This window comes from Aliishimia ponticola, from assembly GCF_004803475.1.
Classification (GTDB): Bacteria; Pseudomonadota; Alphaproteobacteria; order Rhodobacterales; family Rhodobacteraceae; genus Aliishimia; species Aliishimia ponticola.
Genome location: NZ_SRKY01000002.1, coordinates 724,556 through 739,723, shown reverse-complemented (window position 1 = coordinate 739,723; position 15,168 = coordinate 724,556). Strand labels below are relative to the sequence as shown.

Annotated in this window: 13 protein-coding genes; 6 read left to right on the top strand and 7 right to left on the bottom strand. The window is 62.6% G+C overall.

Features of this window, described 5'->3' with window-relative positions; genetic code table 11:
• Positions 1-19: 19 nt before the first annotated feature.
• The 5 genes from E4Z66_RS09930 to pdeM all read left to right on the top strand — a co-directional run bounded on the left by E4Z66_RS09930 (position 20) and on the right by pdeM (position 6,082).
• A complete protein-coding gene (locus E4Z66_RS09930; protein WP_136462830.1) occupies positions 20-880 on the top strand; it encodes a tetratricopeptide repeat protein in 861 nt (286 codons plus the stop codon).
• The gene (locus E4Z66_RS09925; protein ID WP_342773447.1) at positions 877-1,374 is read left to right on the top strand and encodes a prepilin peptidase; all 498 of its coding nucleotides are present in this window, start codon (positions 877-879) and stop codon (positions 1,372-1,374) included. Before E4Z66_RS09930 ends, E4Z66_RS09925 begins: the two co-directional genes overlap by 4 nt.
• Positions 1,375-1,458: 84 nt before the next feature.
• On the top strand, positions 1,459-2,769 hold the full coding sequence (locus E4Z66_RS09920; RefSeq protein WP_136462828.1) for an ATPase: 1,311 nt from the start codon (positions 1,459-1,461) through the stop codon (positions 2,767-2,769).
• A 144-nt stretch (positions 2,770-2,913) separates the two neighbouring features.
• Positions 2,914-5,352, top strand: a complete 2,439-nt coding sequence (locus E4Z66_RS09915; RefSeq protein WP_136462827.1) for a ligase-associated DNA damage response DEXH box helicase — start codon at positions 2,914-2,916, stop codon at positions 5,350-5,352.
• A 31-nt stretch (positions 5,353-5,383) separates the two neighbouring features.
• A complete protein-coding gene (gene pdeM, locus E4Z66_RS09910; protein WP_136462826.1) occupies positions 5,384-6,082 on the top strand; it encodes a ligase-associated DNA damage response endonuclease PdeM in 699 nt (232 codons plus the stop codon).
• On the opposite strand, the gene E4Z66_RS09905 is transcribed toward pdeM, so the two are convergent.
• Entirely contained in the window at positions 6,016-6,837 is an 822-nt protein-coding gene (locus E4Z66_RS09905) for a LytTR family DNA-binding domain-containing protein (protein WP_168797770.1), read from the bottom strand. The genes pdeM and E4Z66_RS09905 overlap by 67 nt on opposite strands.
• Positions 6,838-6,912: 75 nt before the next feature.
• On the opposite strand from E4Z66_RS09905, the gene E4Z66_RS09900 reads away from it, so the two are divergent.
• A complete protein-coding gene (locus E4Z66_RS09900) occupies positions 6,913-7,347 on the top strand; it encodes a PaaI family thioesterase (RefSeq protein ID WP_136462824.1) in 435 nt (144 codons plus the stop codon).
• Here the strand turns inward: E4Z66_RS09900 and folD are convergent.
• The 6 genes from folD to ybgF form a co-directional block, all read right to left on the bottom strand.
• Positions 7,344-8,246, bottom strand: a complete 903-nt coding sequence (gene folD / locus E4Z66_RS09895; protein ID WP_136462823.1) for a bifunctional methylenetetrahydrofolate dehydrogenase/methenyltetrahydrofolate cyclohydrolase FolD — start codon at positions 8,244-8,246, stop codon at positions 7,344-7,346. The two genes, E4Z66_RS09900 and folD, sit on opposite strands and share 4 nt — an antisense overlap.
• Positions 8,247-8,353: 107 nt before the next feature.
• Positions 8,354-10,030: a formate--tetrahydrofolate ligase gene (locus E4Z66_RS09890; protein ID WP_136462822.1), complete on the bottom strand. Its 1,677-nt coding sequence runs from the start codon at positions 10,028-10,030 to the stop codon at positions 8,354-8,356.
• A gap of 344 nt (positions 10,031-10,374) precedes the next feature.
• A complete protein-coding gene (locus tag E4Z66_RS09885) occupies positions 10,375-10,980 on the bottom strand; it encodes an MOSC domain-containing protein (RefSeq protein ID WP_136462821.1) in 606 nt (201 codons plus the stop codon).
• A gap of 119 nt (positions 10,981-11,099) precedes the next feature.
• A complete protein-coding gene (ftsH, locus tag E4Z66_RS09880; RefSeq protein ID WP_136462820.1) occupies positions 11,100-13,010 on the bottom strand; it encodes an ATP-dependent zinc metalloprotease FtsH in 1,911 nt (636 codons plus the stop codon).
• Between the two features lie 79 nt (positions 13,011-13,089).
• The gene (gene tilS, locus E4Z66_RS09875; protein ID WP_246035957.1) at positions 13,090-14,349 is read right to left on the bottom strand and encodes a tRNA lysidine(34) synthetase TilS; all 1,260 of its coding nucleotides are present in this window, start codon (positions 14,347-14,349) and stop codon (positions 13,090-13,092) included.
• Positions 14,340-15,167 carry a tol-pal system protein YbgF gene (gene ybgF, locus E4Z66_RS09870; RefSeq protein WP_211097133.1) on the bottom strand — a complete coding sequence of 276 codons (828 nt, stop codon included), beginning with the start codon at positions 15,165-15,167 and terminating at the stop codon, positions 14,340-14,342. Before ybgF ends, tilS begins: the two co-directional genes overlap by 10 nt.
• Between the last annotated feature and the right edge of the window lies 1 nt (position 15,168).

Here is a 15,168-nt window from a genome sequence, read left to right as displayed (position 1 = left end):
AGCAAAAGGACGCAGAAAAATGCGCCGACCCATTCTAGTTTCCCTCTGCATCAGCAGTGCCGTAATGTTGTCCGCCTGCGCCGATAATGGCGATCAGGCGGTGGACCGGGCGTTCCAGGACGTCAACGTCATCGATGAGAGCAATCTCAACGACGTGATGCTGACCGTCGCGGACCCGAACGAGGCCGTGACCTATTTCACCCGCGTGGTGAAAGAGCATCCCAAGCGCGTTGACGGGCACCGCGGTCTCGCGAAATCCCTCATCCGCGCCAAGCGCAACACCGAAGGCGCGGCGCAGTGGAAAAAGACCGTGGCCCTTGAAGACGCGACCGATGATGACCGCGTCGATTATGCGGACGCGCTGATCCGCTCGGGTGACTGGGCCACTGCGGAAAAGATCCTCGACGCGATCCCGCCCACCCATGAGACATTCAAGCGTTACCGGCTTGAGGCGATGGTCGCTGACAGCAAGCAGGAATGGAAGAAGGCCGACAGCTTCTATGAGACCGCCGTGGGCCTGACGACACGCCCGGCCGGTGTCATGAACAACTGGGGCTATTCGAAACTGACGCGCGGCGAATACAAATCGGCAGAGCGTCTGTTCGGCGATGCGATCAAATCCGATCCGTCCCTGTTCACCGCCAAGAACAACCTCGTTCTGGCCCGCGCGGCGCAGCGGAACTACACCCTGCCCGTGGTCGAGATGGACCAGACGGAACGCGCGCACCTGCTGCACACGATGGCACTGTCCGCGATCAAGCAAGGCGATGTGGAAACCGGCAAGGGATTGCTGCGTGACGCAATCGAAACCCACCCGCAGCATTTCGAAGCGGCGGTCCGGGCCTTGCGCGCGCTTGAAGACACTGTCTCGGCGGGATGATGTCGCTAACGCAGCACGAAGCGTGGATTTATCTGCCCTTCGTGCTCCCCATCTGCTTCTACGTCTGTTTCACCGACCTGCGCGAAATGCGGATCACCAATCAAGCGGTGATCCTGCTGGGTGGGCTGTTCCTCGTGCTGGGCCTGATCGCCCTGCCCTTTGACGCCTATGCCTGGCGGCTGGCCCAACTGGTCATCGTGCTGCTGTTCGGGATCGTTCTGAATGCCGCAGGTGCGGTCGGTGCGGGCGATGCCAAATTCGCCGCCGCCGCGGCCCCTTACATCGCTTTGGGCGATTTTCGCCTGCTGTTGATCATTCTCATGGCGAACCTGCTTGCAGCGGTCGCCACGCACCGGATCGCGAAATATACGCCCCTGCGCAAGCTGGCACCGCATTGGGCCAGTTGGGAAAAGGGTTGGGAGTTCCCGATGGGCCTCTCACTTGGGGGTACATTGGCCATATATCTCTGCCTTGGCGCCATATTCGGGTCATAATGCTCTGCCATCAGGATGCGGGCCGAAGCGGTTAGCCAGTTTCGGCCAATGACACCGATCCAAGGCAAGAGCAGGCCCGATCCAATGAATATGCAAGTTTCCAACGTCGTGGCGCCCCCTGCGCCCAAACGTATCGAAGACATGAAGCTGCCCGTCGTGATGATGCGGGACATTCTTCTCAAGACGATGTTCCGCAAGAACCTCGACCTTGTCAGCGAACTGGCTCGCGCAATCTGTTTGCCAACGCCTGTGACCCAGGAACTGGTCGACATCGGACGCGACCAAAAGCTGATCGAGGCCACCGGCACACTGTCCGCCACATCCGGCAACGAGATGGGCTATCAACTGACGGATGCGGGCAAGACACGCGCCCTCGACGCGCTGGCCCAGTCCGAATATTTCGGTGCGATGCCGGTGCCGCTGGACGTCTACCGCGAACAGGTGAAGCGCCAATCGATCCGCAACATCCAGATCACCCGAGAGCAACTGACCGGCGCGATGGGGCACCTGATCCTGCCCGACAGCCTGCTGGACCATCTTGGACCGGCTGTCGGTTCTGGCCGGTCGATCCTGATGTACGGCCCGCCGGGCAACGGCAAGTCGTCCATTTCCAACGGTATTCGCGACGCGATGGGCGACAAGGTCTATGTGCCGCGCGCCATCGAATTCGCGGGTCAGGTGATTACGGTCTATGACCCGATCGTTCACTCGAAAGCAGAAGAGCAGCTGGACGACCCCAACGCGCTTCGCCGTACCGGCAACCGCTTTGACACACGCTATGTCCGCTGCGAACGGCCCACCGTGATCACCGGCGGTGAACTCAGCCTCGACATGCTGGACCTTGTCTATAACCCGACCGCGCGAACCTATCAGGCGCCGTTGCAGTTGAAATCCACCGGCGGCATCTTCATCGTCGACGACCTTGGCCGTCAGGCTGAACCGCCGCAATCCCTGGTCAACCGGTGGATCGTTCCGCTGGAAGAGGGCAAGGACATTCTGGCCCTGCAATCGGGCGAAAAGTTCGAAGTGCCCTTCGATACGCTGGTCATCTTCTCCACCAACTTCCACCCGAACGAGATCTTCGACCAGGCCGCGTTGCGCCGGATCTTCTTCAAGATCAAGATCGATGGCCCGAACCAGGAAAACTTCCTGAAAATCTTTGCGATGGTGGCGCGCAAAAAGGGCGTGCCGCTCGACGAAGCTTCGCTCGTGCATTTGTTGAAGGTGAAATACCCGACCATCGACAATGTTTACGCCAACTATCAGCCGAACTTCCTGATCGATCAGATCAAGTCGATCTGCGACTTCGAGGGCATCCCCTATCAGATGCGGCCAGACCTGATCGACCGCGCTTGGGCGAATATGTTCGTGAAGGACGAGGACATCGTAAGATGACCGGCGCGCGGCCTTCGGGCCGCGCAAGTCATGTTTCAGGGGGCGTTGCCCCCCGGCTCCTTCGGAGCCGTCCCCCAAAGTATTTTCGAACAAGCGAAGCGGTCAGGGGCTGATCTTCCGCTGCGGCGGGTTATCTATGGCCTTATGGAAATTCCCGCAGTCATCACCCAATGGTTCGAAACACAGGGCTGGCAGGTGCATCCGCATCAGCAGGCCATGGTGGCGCGGGCCGATGCCCCGGCGGTTTTGCTGATTGCGCCCACGGGCGGGGGCAAGACGATGGCCGGGTTTCTGCCCACGCTGTCCGATTTGGCCGAAACGCCGCATCAGGGGCTTCATACGCTTTATGTCTCACCGCTGAAGGCGCTGGCCGCCGATATCAAGCGCAACCTGCGCCGGCCTGTGGAAGAGATCGGCCTGCCCATTCGGATCGAGGATCGTACCGGGGATACATCGGCCACCCGGAAGCGGCGGCAGCGCGCGGACCCGCCGCATATCCTGCTGACCACACCGGAGAGCCTTGCGCTGCTGACGTCCTATGAGGATGCGCCGCGCATGTTCGCTGGTTTGAAGCGGGTGATCGTGGATGAAATCCACGCCCTGTCGGAGAGTAAGCGCGGGGATCAGTTGTTTCTGGCCCTGTCCCGATTGCAGGAACTGCGCCCCGATCTGCGCCGCGTGGGTCTGTCTGCGACCGTGGATGACCCGGCTGCGATTGCGCATCTTCTGGCCCGCCACCCGGACCCCTGCGAGATTTTGACAGCCGATCCCGGCCCTGCACCCGATATTTCCATGCTGGAGACGGAGGAGGCCCCGCCTTGGTCCGGAGGGGGCGCGAAATACGCGGTGCCTGCGGTTCTGGAGCAGGTGAAACAGCACAAGACCACGCTGATCTTCCACAACACCCGCGCGCAGGCAGAGATCTTCTTTCATAACCTGTGGCTCGCCAATGAGGACGCGTTGCCGATCGGAATCCATCATGGATCATTGGACCGGGTACAGCGCGAGCGAGTCGAGCGGGCCATGGTGCGCGGAGATTTGCGGGCCATTGTCTGCACCGGGAGCCTCGATCTGGGGATTGATTGGGGCGATGTCGATCTGGTGATTCAAATCGGTGCGCCCAAGAACGTGAAACGTCTGGTGCAGCGGATCGGGCGCGCGAACCACCGGTACAATGCGCCTTCCAAGGCGCTGCTCGTGCCGGCCAACCGGTTCGAGGTCGTCGAATGCGTTGCGGCGCTGGATGCGGTTCGGGCCGGTGATCTGGATGGAGAACCGCGTGGGCGCGGACCACGTGATGTGCTGTGCCAGCATATCCTGATCACTGCTGCCGCCGGACCGTTCGACGCCGATCAGCTTTATGCGCGATTTCGGACCGTGGGGGCTTATTCCGATCTGACGCGGGCCGAGTATGACGCCTGTCTCGATTTCTGTGCCACCGGGGGCTACGCGCTGCGCGCCTATGACAAGTGGCAACGCCTGCTGCAACGCGCGGACGGCCTTTGGCAATTGCGCGACCCGCGCAGCGCACGACACATCCGGATGAATATCGGCACCATTCAGGACACCGACACGCTGAAGGTCCGCCTGAAACGGGCCCGTGGCGGCAAGCCCTTGGGCGAGATCGAAGAGGGCTTTGCCGCCTCACTTTCCCAAGGCGACACCTTTCTGATCGGCGGCGAAATCGTCCGATACGAGGGCCTCAACCAAATGACGGTGGAGGTCACGCGCCGCGCCGACAAGAAGCCCAAGATCGCAACCTTCATGGGCACGAAATTCGCCACCTCGACCCAGTTGTCGGACCGCATCTTGCGGATGTTTCAGCAGCCCAGCTGGCCGGAACTGCCACCGCACACTGCCGATTGGCTGGCGCTGCAACGCGATCTGTCGCGCCTGCCGGAACCGGGGCGGCTGCTGGTGGAAAGTTTTCCCCATGACGGGCGCGAAAACACGGTTGTCTATGGATTCGCCGGGCGCAATGCGATGCAGACGCTTGGCCTGTTGCTGTCGAAACGCCTTGAGGAAGAAGGCTTGGCGCCGCTTGGCTTTGTCGCCACCGATTATGCAACGCTGATTTGGGGGCTGGATCAGGTTCCCGACCCTGCGCCGCTTTTCGACATCGACGCGTTGCGGGCGGGGCTGGACATGTGGCTGGCCGGGAACGCGGTGATGAAGCGCACCTTTCGCGCCTCTGCCACTATCGCCGGGCTTATCGAGCGTAACACGCCCTCTGCCCGCAAGACCGGGCGGCAGGCCACTTTCAGCTCGGACATCCTTTACGATACCCTGCTGAAATACGACCCAGACCACCTGATGATGCAGATCACCCGGGAAGAAGCGATGCGCGGGCTGGTCGATTTCGGACGCATCGAAGAGATGGCCGCGCGCACGGCGGGGCGGATCGATCATGTACGACCGGGGCGGATCACCCCGCTGGCCGCGCCCTTGTTTCTGGAACCGGGCCGGGTGCCGATCAAGGGGCTGGCCGAAGAACGTCTGCTGGCAGAAGAGGCCGAAAAGCTGCTGGCGGATGCGGGGATCACGGAACAGATCGTCAAACCGGTCTGGCGCGTTCCCTATTGAAACCAGCTGCGTTTCACGCAATGAACAAAGCATGAACTCGCACAGTTTCACCTTTTCCGGCGCGGCGCTGACCGCCCTGCCATCGGGCGCGTTGTGGTGGGCGCAGCGCGGCCTGCTTTGCGTGTCCGACCTGCACTTGGGCAAATCCGAACGGATCGCGCGGCGCGGCGGCACCCACCTGCCCCCCTATGAAACCCAGGACACGCTGGATCGTCTGGCGGCAGACCTGGACGCAACATCAGCCAAGACCGTGATTTGCCTTGGCGACAGTTTCGATGACCTTGGTGCGGCAGAGGCTTTGCCCGAAAGCGCGCGGTTGCAGATTACGCGGCTGCAGGCGGGGCGCCGCTGGTACTGGATTGAGGGGAACCACGACCCCGGCCCCGTCGCCCTGGGCGGGGCGCATCTGGCGGAGTTACCCCTTGGCCCGTTGCTGTTCCGGCATATCGCCGAGCCCGGATCACAAGGCGAAATCTCGGGTCACTATCACCCGAAGGTCCATTTGCGGACCCGCGCCAAGACCGTGACCCGGCCCGCCTTTCTAATGGATCGGGACCGCCTGATCCTGCCCGCCTACGGCACCTATACCGGCGGTTTGGCGAGCCATGATCCCGTCCTTGATGCACTGTTCGGGCCGGACGCCTTGGCGATCCTTACCGGGCGTCAGGCACTGGCGGTTGCCATGCCGCGCGGCTCAAGCAGGCCGGCCGCTTCCAAATCCGGCGCATAGGTGCTGCTGACCGGAACTTCGTCGCCATTCTTCAGGATCAGCACCGGCTTGCCGCGGCGGTAGCCGGACCGGACCACCGCGCTGCGCAGCACCCAGTGCGATCTATGGGTCCAGACGCCGTCGAACCCCTGCATGTCTTCGACCGCATCGCTCAGGCGCATACGGATGGTGCAATCGGCATCCGTCGTCACAACGCGCACGTAATGCCCTTCGCCAGAAAGGCGCAGGATCGCATCGGGAAACGCATCGGGCAGATGGCGCCTGAGCCGGGGCGCCTGGGGCGCTGCGGGAGGGGCATGAACCGGCTGGGCGGATTGAACCGCGAGGCGTGGCAAAAGCCGCGCAACCAGTCGGACCAAGGCCGTAACACTGGCCACATAGATTGCCAGCGCGAACAGGTCCGGACGGTCGTAAACCGGCTGCGGCAGCACCGCGCGTGTCCAAAGATACAGGATCGGCACAAATCCCAGAACGAACCCGGCAATCACGGCCGCGTCCCGGCGGGACGGGGTTTCGACGCCAAGCCACCGCACACCGCGCATCACGGCCATCGCAACGCCTGCCAGCGCCAGCACCACACCGCCCCAATACAGCAATCGGACTGCGAAACCGGTTGTGCCGAAAGTGCCGAACGGGCCGGACACAGCCAGCGCAAACGCCAGAACGACCAGCGCGGCCACACGCACCCAAAGCGGATAGGTGACCCGCGTGACTGAATTGATGGCGACGTTGTGTTTCATGTTCGGCGTCGTCATGATCCCCTCGAACCGGCTGAGCCGCATTACGCTTGCCGCCGGTCACAGCTGAGACCCGACATCGGAGTGACACACATGTCTGATCCCAACGCCGCGCGCATTCGCGAGAGCTTCGGCAAGCAATCCCTGATGACGACATTTGGCGCGCAGATCGATCATGTGGAAAGGGGAAGCGTAACCATCTCTTCCCCCATTGGCGAGAATGCGCTGCAACAACAAGGCTTTGCCCATGCTGGGCTGACCTTCGCGCTTGGCGATAGTGCGGCGGGTTATGCCGCGCTTACCATGTTGCCAGCGGATCAGGAGGTCGTGACGGCAGAGATAAAGATCAATCTGCTGTCTCCCGGTCGCGGCGCACGGCTTCGTGCAACCGGACGAGTCGTCAAGGCCGGGCGCAGGATGGTCGTTGTCACGTCCGAGGTGTTTGCCCAGGGCGAGGACGGCGCGGAAACCTGCATTGCCGTCCTGCAAGGCACCATGGTGCCTGTGCCTGCCTCTGCGCCTGTTTAGACGGTCAGCCCCTCGGGTTCAGCTAAGCCGTTCGCGCGGCAGCAGGCCGTGACCGTATTGGCCAGAAGGCAGGCGATGGTCATCGGCCCGACCCCACCCGGAACCGGCGTGATTGCCCCGGCAATGGCGGCGCAACTGTCGTAATCGACATCGCCCACAAGCCGCGTCTTGCCCGCGCCCTTTTCCGGCGCGTCGATACGGTTGATCCCCACATCGATGACCGTTGCACCCGGTTTGATCCAATCGCCCGGCACCATCTGAGGACGGCCCACGGCAGCGACAACAATATCGGCGCGGCGCACGACCTGCGGCAAATCCTTGGTGCGGCTATGCGCGATGGTCACCGTGCAGCTATCGCCCAGCAAAAGCTGCGCCATCGGCTTGCCGACGATCTTGGACCGGCCAATGACCACCGCATCCATGCCGGAAAGATCGCCATGATGGGCGCGCAGCATCATCAGACAGCCCAGCGGCGTGCAGGGCACCATGGATTTCTGTCCCGTCCCAAGCAGCCCCACATTGGAGATATGGAAGCCGTCCACATCCTTCGCCGGATCGATTGCGTTGATGACAAGGTCTTCGTCCAGATGTCCCGGCAGTGGAAGCTGGACGAGGATTCCATGCACGTCCGGATCGCCATTCAGCCGGTCGATCAGCGCCAGCAGATCGGCCTCCGATGTGTCGACGTCCAGCTTGTGCTCATAGGAATTCATGCCGACTTCGACGGTCATCTTCCCCTTGGAACGGACATAGACCTGACTGGCCGGATCTTCGCCAACCAGCACTACGGCCAGCCCCGGTGTCACACCGTGATCTGCCTTCAGCCGCGCCACATGGGCTGCCACTTTCTCCCGTACCGTGGCCGCAAAGGCCTTTCCGTCGATGACTGTCGCGCTCATGCATCCGTTCCTTTCGCATTCCAGATCGGGGGGCTGGCGGGCCGATGTTCCGGCCGCGCCCTTCCCGTAAGGCAAACGCCCGCCGAGGTCGACCCGCTGAGCGCCCCTTAGAACAGGCCTTCGATCTCGCCATCCTCGTTCAGGCAGATGCTTTGCGCCGCCGGAACGCGCGGCAGTCCGGGCATGGTCATGATCTCTCCGCAGACGACGACGACAAAGCCCGCGCCAGCGGACAGCCGTACCTCGCGCACCGGAACGCTATGCCCTGTCGGCGCGCCGCGCAGCCCCGGATCGGTCGAGAAGGAATACTGCGTCTTGGCCATGCAAACCGGCAAATGCCCATAGCCTTGCTCTTCCCAAAGCTTGAGCTGATCGCGCACCTTCTTGTCGGCCAGAACCTCATCGGCGCGGTAGATGCGCTTTGCGATGGTCTCGATCTTTTCAAAAAGGCTGATGTCATCGGGATAGATCGGCGCGAATTGCGATTCCCCCGCTTCGGCGATTTCCGCCACCCGCGCCGCAAGCTCTGCCGACCCTTCCGAGCCAAGCTCCCAATGGCGCGACAGGATTGCCTCTGCCCCCTGCTCTGCGACGAAATCCTTGACTGCCTGCACTTCGGCCTCGGTGTCGGTGACGAAGTGGTTGATTGCCACGACCACCGGCACCCCGAAGGATTTCAGGTTTTCGATATGACGGCCCAGATTGGCGCAGCCAGCGTTCACCGCCGCGACGTTCTCCGCCCCCAGATCGGCCTTGGAGACACCGCCATTCATCTTCATCGCACGCACAGTCGCCACCAGCACCACGCAATCGGGGGCCAGCCCGGCCTTGCGGCACTTGATGTTCATGAATTTCTCGGCCCCAAGATCGGCCCCGAAACCCGCTTCGGTCACGACGAAATCGGCCAGTTTCAGCGCGGTTTTCGTCGCAATGACAGAGTTGCAGCCATGCGCGATATTCGCAAAGGGACCGCCATGTACGAAGGCGGGGTTGTTTTCCAGCGTTTGCACAAGGTTGGGCTGCATCGCATCTTTCAACAGCACCGTCATCGCGCCATCGGCCTTGATGTCGCGGCAGAACACCGGCGACTTGTCCCGGCGATAGGCCACGATCATGTCACCAAGGCGCTGCTGCAAATCCGAAAGGTTCTTCGACAGGCACAGGATCGCCATGACCTCGGACGCCACCGTGATGTCAAAGCCATCCTCGCGCGGGAAGCCGTTCGACACACCGCCCAGCGAGGACGTGATCTGACGCAGCGACCGGTCATTCATATCGACCACCCGGCGCCATTGGACCCGCCGAATATCGATGCCCTGCTCATTGCCCCAATAGATGTGGTTATCCAGCATCGCCGACAAAAGCGAATGGGCCGAGGTGATCGCGTGGAAATCCCCGGTGAAATGCAGGTTCATATCCTCCATCGGAACGACCTGCGCATGACCGCCGCCCGCAGCCCCGCCCTTCATCCCGAAATTCGGACCCAGCGACGCCTCGCGGATACAGATCATCGCCTTCTTGCCGATCCGGTTCAGCCCGTCACCCAGACCCACGGTCGTCGTGGTCTTGCCCTCTCCCGCCGGGGTCGGATTGATCGCGGTCACAAGGATCAGCTTGCCATTCTGCCGGTCCTGAAGCGAATTGATGAAGCCCTGACTGACCTTCGCCTTGTCATGCCCATAGGGCAGCAGGTGTTGATCCGGGATGCCAAGAGCCGCCCCGATCTCCTGAATGGGTTTCTTTTTCGCACCGCGCGCGATTTCGATATCTGTTTTGAATGGCATGTCGCTGTCTCCCCGTCAGCTGTTCCTCAGCAAAAATGTTACTGGCCCGCCGCTGCTCCGGCACGCGCGTATTCCGACATTTCCTGCCGCTATTGCGGCGAAACGGCGGTTGATCGTTTCATTTCGGCATCTTGCGCGATCTGGGCCGGGATCAGGCATGGCCGCCGCTCAAGGCGTTGATCTGTGCTGCGACAGCGTCGACCGGGCCAAGCGCCGCGTGCAGGCGCACATTGGTGGCGACCAGCGTGCCGCGGGTGCTGGCGGCGAAGGCGTGTTCCAGATGCAGCCCGATCTTGGAGTGGCGGCGCCGTCATGCAGCGCGCCGACACGAACGCGAAGAACGCTCAGCCACCCTTGCGCGCCGCGTCCAGATGCGGCCAGACAGGCTGCCCCGGGATATAAAGCGTGCAGCTGTCCCCGATCGCAACGCTGCCGGGATGTTCCACCCAGGCCGTCACACCTCGACGCTGGCGGGCCGCCGCTTTGAACGGTTTGCCATGGCCGGGATGATCGCTATCGATCTCGCGCGCGGGCAGATGGCAGGGCAGGTTTTCCATATCAATGGTCAGCACCGCGCCCGATGCGAATTGCAACCGCGAGGATGGCGGCACCTTGGTAAAATCCGGGATGCCGGACAGCACCATGCTTGCCCCCAGAAGCTGCGGGTCCAGTTCATCCAACCCAACCTCACGGGCGATCAGGCTGATTTCCTCTGCCGACAACACCGACAATTGCCGCACATTGCGGATTTCGGTGCCGCGTTTGGGATATTGGTTCAGCACCCGACTGCAAGAGGGCCGCGTCAGCCCGCCATGGCGCTCCCCCACGGGACCGGTGAAATCCAGTTCCAGTTCGGACACGGCCTGGGCGCGAATGGACTCGCCCTCTTCCGGCACCTGCCCGAGCCACGTGATCTGGCCGGTGAAGGATGTTTCGATCAATGCAGGCATGGGCAACTCCGATCTGAACCCCGCTGCATGCTAGATCGGTCTGTTGATTTGGCAAAGAAAATCCCGACATCTAGGATCAGATGCCGGGATATTTGCTTTTCTGTTGTAGCTGCGCCGCCTTAGATCGGCTTCGGCTCCGGATCGCCAGAGGACCCGTCAGAGCGCTTCTTCCGCGTCTTCGGAATCGCCGTGACGGATGGTGCGCTGCCGGTGTCTTCCGGCTCGTCATCATCGGGGTCTTGCGGCGGCTCACCAGCCATGACGCGCTTGATCTCGTCGCCGGTCAGCGTCTCGTATTCAAGCAGGCCCTGCGCAAGGCGTTCGAACTCAACCTCGTGATCCTTGATCAGGTTGTAAGCGCGCTCATACCCTTCGTCGATGAACCGCTTCACTTCCTCTTCGATCAGTTCCTTGGTCGTCGCCGACACAGAGAAGCCACCGGTATTGCCCTGATAGCCCTCATGCGCTTCGGCGTAGTCGATATTCCCGACCTTGTCCGACATGCCGTACCGCATGACCATCGACCGCGCGAGTTGGCTGGCCTGCTGGATATCCCCAACCGGGCCAGAGGACACGCTGTCCTCCCCGTATTTGAAGATTTCAGCCGCCTTTCCTGCCATGGTCATGGCAATGCGTTGCTCGGCCTCATCCTTGAACAGTTGCAGCTTGTCGATCTCCGGCAGGCTCATCACCATCCCCAACGCACCACCGCGCGGAATGATCGTCGCCTTGTAGACCGGATCGCATTTGGGCAGCATCATCCCGACGATGGCATGGCCCGCCTCGTGATAAGCGGTCTTTTCCTTCTGATCGTCGGTCAGGACCATCGACCGGCGCTCTGCGCCCATCATGACCTTGTCCTTGGCGCTTTCGAAATCGACCATCGACACGAATAGCCGCCCGACACGCGCCGCCATCAGCGCCGCCTCGTTCACAAGGTTGGCCAGATCGGCGCCAGAGAAGCCGGGCGTGCCGCGCGCGATGATGCGCAGGTCCACATCCGGGCCAAGCGGCACTTTGCGCGCGTGCACGTTCAGGATCTTTTCGCGGCCCTTGATATCCGGGTTCGGCACCGTGACCTGACGGTCAAAGCGGCCCGGACGCAGCAGCGCGGGGTCCAGAACATCCTTACGGTTGGTCGCGGCGATGATGATCACACCTTCATTCGCCTCGAACCCGTCCATTTCCACCAGAAGCTGGTTGAGCGTTTGTTCACGCTCGTCGTTACCGCCGCCATAACCGGCACCACGGTGACGGCCCACGGCGTCGATCTCGTCGATGAAGACGATACACGGCGCGTTCTTCTTGGCCTGCTCGAACATGTCGCGCACACGGCTGGCGCCGACACCCACGAACATCTCGACGAAGTCAGAGCCGGAAATCGTGAAGAATGGCACACCCGCCTCACCCGCAATGGCGCGGGCCAGCAGGGTCTTACCGGTCCCCGGAGGGCCAACCAGCAGCGCCCCTGTCGGGATTTTGCCGCCCAGACGCGAGAATTTCTGCGGGTTGCGCAGGAATTCGACGATCTCTTCCAGTTCTTCCTTGGCTTCGTCGATACCCGCCACATCGTCAAACGTGACGCGGCCCTGCTTTTCGGTCAGCAGCTTGGCGCGTGATTTGCCAAAGCCCATCGCCCCGCCACCACGGCCACCCTGCATCCGGTTCATGAAGTAGATCCAGACACCGATCAGCAGCAGGAACGGCAGCAGGCTCAGCAAGAAGGCCTGAAAGCCCGATTGCTCCTGCTGTTCTGCTCGGATGGGGATATCGTTTGCCAGCAGCAGGTCGGTGACCTCTGCATCTTCGGGCTTGATCGCCACATAGTCCGTCTCGCCCCGGCGGAAGCGTACCTGTTCACCGTCGATCGTCACATCGGAAACCTGACCGGCCTCAACGGCCTCCACGAATTCCGAATAGCGCATCTCGCGGCTTTGCAGCGTGCTGCCCGAACCGGAGAACAGGTTGAACAGCGCCAGGATCAGCAGAAACAAGACGACCCAAAAGGCGATATTGCGTGCGTTGCCCAAGAAATTTCTCCTGTCATTGGATCACGGGCGACCGGTGCCGCCCTGTGTTCGTACTAAAATAGCCATCCCGGCCCGCCATTCAATGCGAAAGCGCCCAAGTTGCGAATGGGGTGACAATACGCGCGGCCCAATCGGCCTTTGCCATGGCCAATGGGGCACATACAAGCTCTGCCCCCTGCCAAATCGCCGGAGACGCGATAATCGCGGCGCGCGGCAACCCCGTTTCGCGCCAATCGGGACAGTCGGAAATCGCATCGCCGAGGGCGCGAATCTCCAGCCCCTGCGCTGCCGCCAAGGCATCCGGCGCGCTCACCGCCCACCGCCGGTCCCAAAGCTGCCCCACTGGCGCGCGCAAATCCCGCACGGCGGCGGGTTCGCGGAACACGACATAATCATTGGCCCGGCTCTCGATCTGTGCGCCGATCAGCGTGCCCGCCCCGCCGCTGGTGAGCCGGTCGAGCAGCCCTTCCAACCCCGATGCGCGCGGACGATACTCGGCCCCGCTGACCCACATACAGGCCGCCGCCAGTAGCCGAAGCTGGGTATCGCGCTCCACCCGGTCAAAGCCGGTGCGGTCCAGCAGCAACGCCCCGGCGCGTTCGGTCACGACTTCTTCCGCGACGCTCATCATGCGCGCATTCAGCGCCACGGCCGCGCGGCGCATCCGTCCCGCCGTGGCGAGAATGTCGTCACGGGACAAGCCCAGCACGTCAAGCCGATCCAGCAGCGCCCGCGCCCGCGACCGGTCGTATTTCGCGTCCTCATTGCTGGGATCATCCGCCCATGGCACTTGCAAGACGCGGGCATAGTGGCGCAGTTCGGCGCGGCTCATGCCCAGACAGGGACGCAGGATGTGAAAGCCCTGCGGCGCGCGGCGCATCGGTGCCATGGCGGACAGCCCTTCGACGCCAGAGCCGCGCGCCAAACGCAGCAGAAAAGTTTCCGCAACGTCATCGCTGGTATGGGCCATCAACACGGTCTGAATTGGGCCACGCCAGCCGTCGATCAGGTCAAGCCGCGCGCGCCGGGCGGCATCCTGAAGATTGCCCGTGCCGTCCCATCGCCATTCGAGAACCGTGTGCGGTCGTTCGATCTGCGCGCAGAATGCGCCGACCATCCGCGCCTCATCCGCGCTTTCCGGGCGCAGCCCGTGATCCACGGTGACGACGCTGAACGCGACACCCCAGCGATGCGCCCAGTTCTGCGCGAGGGCCAGCATCGCCATGCTGTCGCCGCCGCCCGACACCGCCAACGCGATATGGTCTGGAAAGTCCGGGCCAAGAAGCTGGCCCATCGCTTCGGCGAACCGCTGATCGAGCGTTGGCCCCGTCACGAGCACCCGATAGCGGCACGCGCGGATTGTGCGTCGGAAATCGCGTCCACCGCACCGGGATACCGCACGCTGACCTCGGACAAGGTCACGCAGGCTTCGTTGGTCTGGCCAAGCTGCCCCAGCGCGGCACCAAGGCGGACCAGTGCCATCGGTGCCTCAGGGCCGGTCTGGTTCGCCGAGAAGGCCGCCAGAAAGGCCCGCGCCGCTTCGCGCGTGTCGCCCAGCTGTTCCAACGCCTCACCCCGGCCCATTTCCGCAGCGGCGGCCAAAGGCCCGCCCGGATAGGTCTGGTTGAACGTCGCGTAAAGCTTGGCCGCAGTTGTATAATCGCCCTCTGCAAGGGCATCCTCGGCGCGCTGGAAATCCGCCTCTTCCGTGGCGGCGAATTGCGGTCCGCTTTCCGGCAGTGGCACCGGCGTCGGGGCGGGCGCAGCGGCCCCCGCCTCGGACGCGCCGCCCAGGGTCGGCGTATCGCCAAGCGTGGCAATGTCGCAGCCCGTCTCCAGTTCGCACAGGCGGAACTCAAGATCCGCAATCCGGTTCGTACCATCGGTCACGACCCGGTCGATGCGGAATTCCATCTCTTCGGCCTTGGCGGTCAGACGCTGCACTTCGCTTTCGATTGCGGCCAGACGATCCAGTGCGGAGCCTTGCGTCGCCACACTAGACGCGCCCTGCGTCGTGTTCAGCTCTTGTTTGAGCTTTTGCACCTCGACCCAAAGAACGGTCATTTCCTGCCGGATGTCGGCAAGGCTTTGTGCCCGGTCGTCCTGCGCCAGAACTGGCGCGGCAAGCAGGCTGAACGCAATCGCGAAACGCAGCATC

Coding starts and splice junctions, on each gene's coding strand:
- ybgF (WP_211097133.1), bottom strand. CDS start 15,167: ATGCTGCGTTTCGCGATTGCGTTCAGCCTGCTTGCCGCGCCAGTTCTG.
- E4Z66_RS09885 (WP_136462821.1), bottom strand. CDS start 10,980: ATGCCTGCATTGATCGAAACATCCTTCACCGGCCAGATCACGTGGCTC.
- pdeM (WP_136462826.1), top strand. CDS start 5,384: ATGAACTCGCACAGTTTCACCTTTTCCGGCGCGGCGCTGACCGCCCTG.
- folD (WP_136462823.1), bottom strand. CDS start 8,246: ATGAGCGCGACAGTCATCGACGGAAAGGCCTTTGCGGCCACGGTACGG.
- E4Z66_RS09925 (WP_342773447.1), top strand. CDS start 877: ATGATGTCGCTAACGCAGCACGAAGCGTGGATTTATCTGCCCTTCGTG.
- E4Z66_RS09915 (WP_136462827.1), top strand. CDS start 2,914: ATGGAAATTCCCGCAGTCATCACCCAATGGTTCGAAACACAGGGCTGG.
- E4Z66_RS09930 (WP_136462830.1), top strand. CDS start 20: ATGCGCCGACCCATTCTAGTTTCCCTCTGCATCAGCAGTGCCGTAATG.
- E4Z66_RS09890 (WP_136462822.1), bottom strand. CDS start 10,030: ATGCCATTCAAAACAGATATCGAAATCGCGCGCGGTGCGAAAAAGAAA.
- E4Z66_RS09900 (WP_136462824.1), top strand. CDS start 6,913: ATGTCTGATCCCAACGCCGCGCGCATTCGCGAGAGCTTCGGCAAGCAA.
- E4Z66_RS09920 (WP_136462828.1), top strand. CDS start 1,459: ATGAATATGCAAGTTTCCAACGTCGTGGCGCCCCCTGCGCCCAAACGT.
- E4Z66_RS09905 (WP_168797770.1), bottom strand. CDS start 6,837: ATGACGACGCCGAACATGAAACACAACGTCGCCATCAATTCAGTCACG.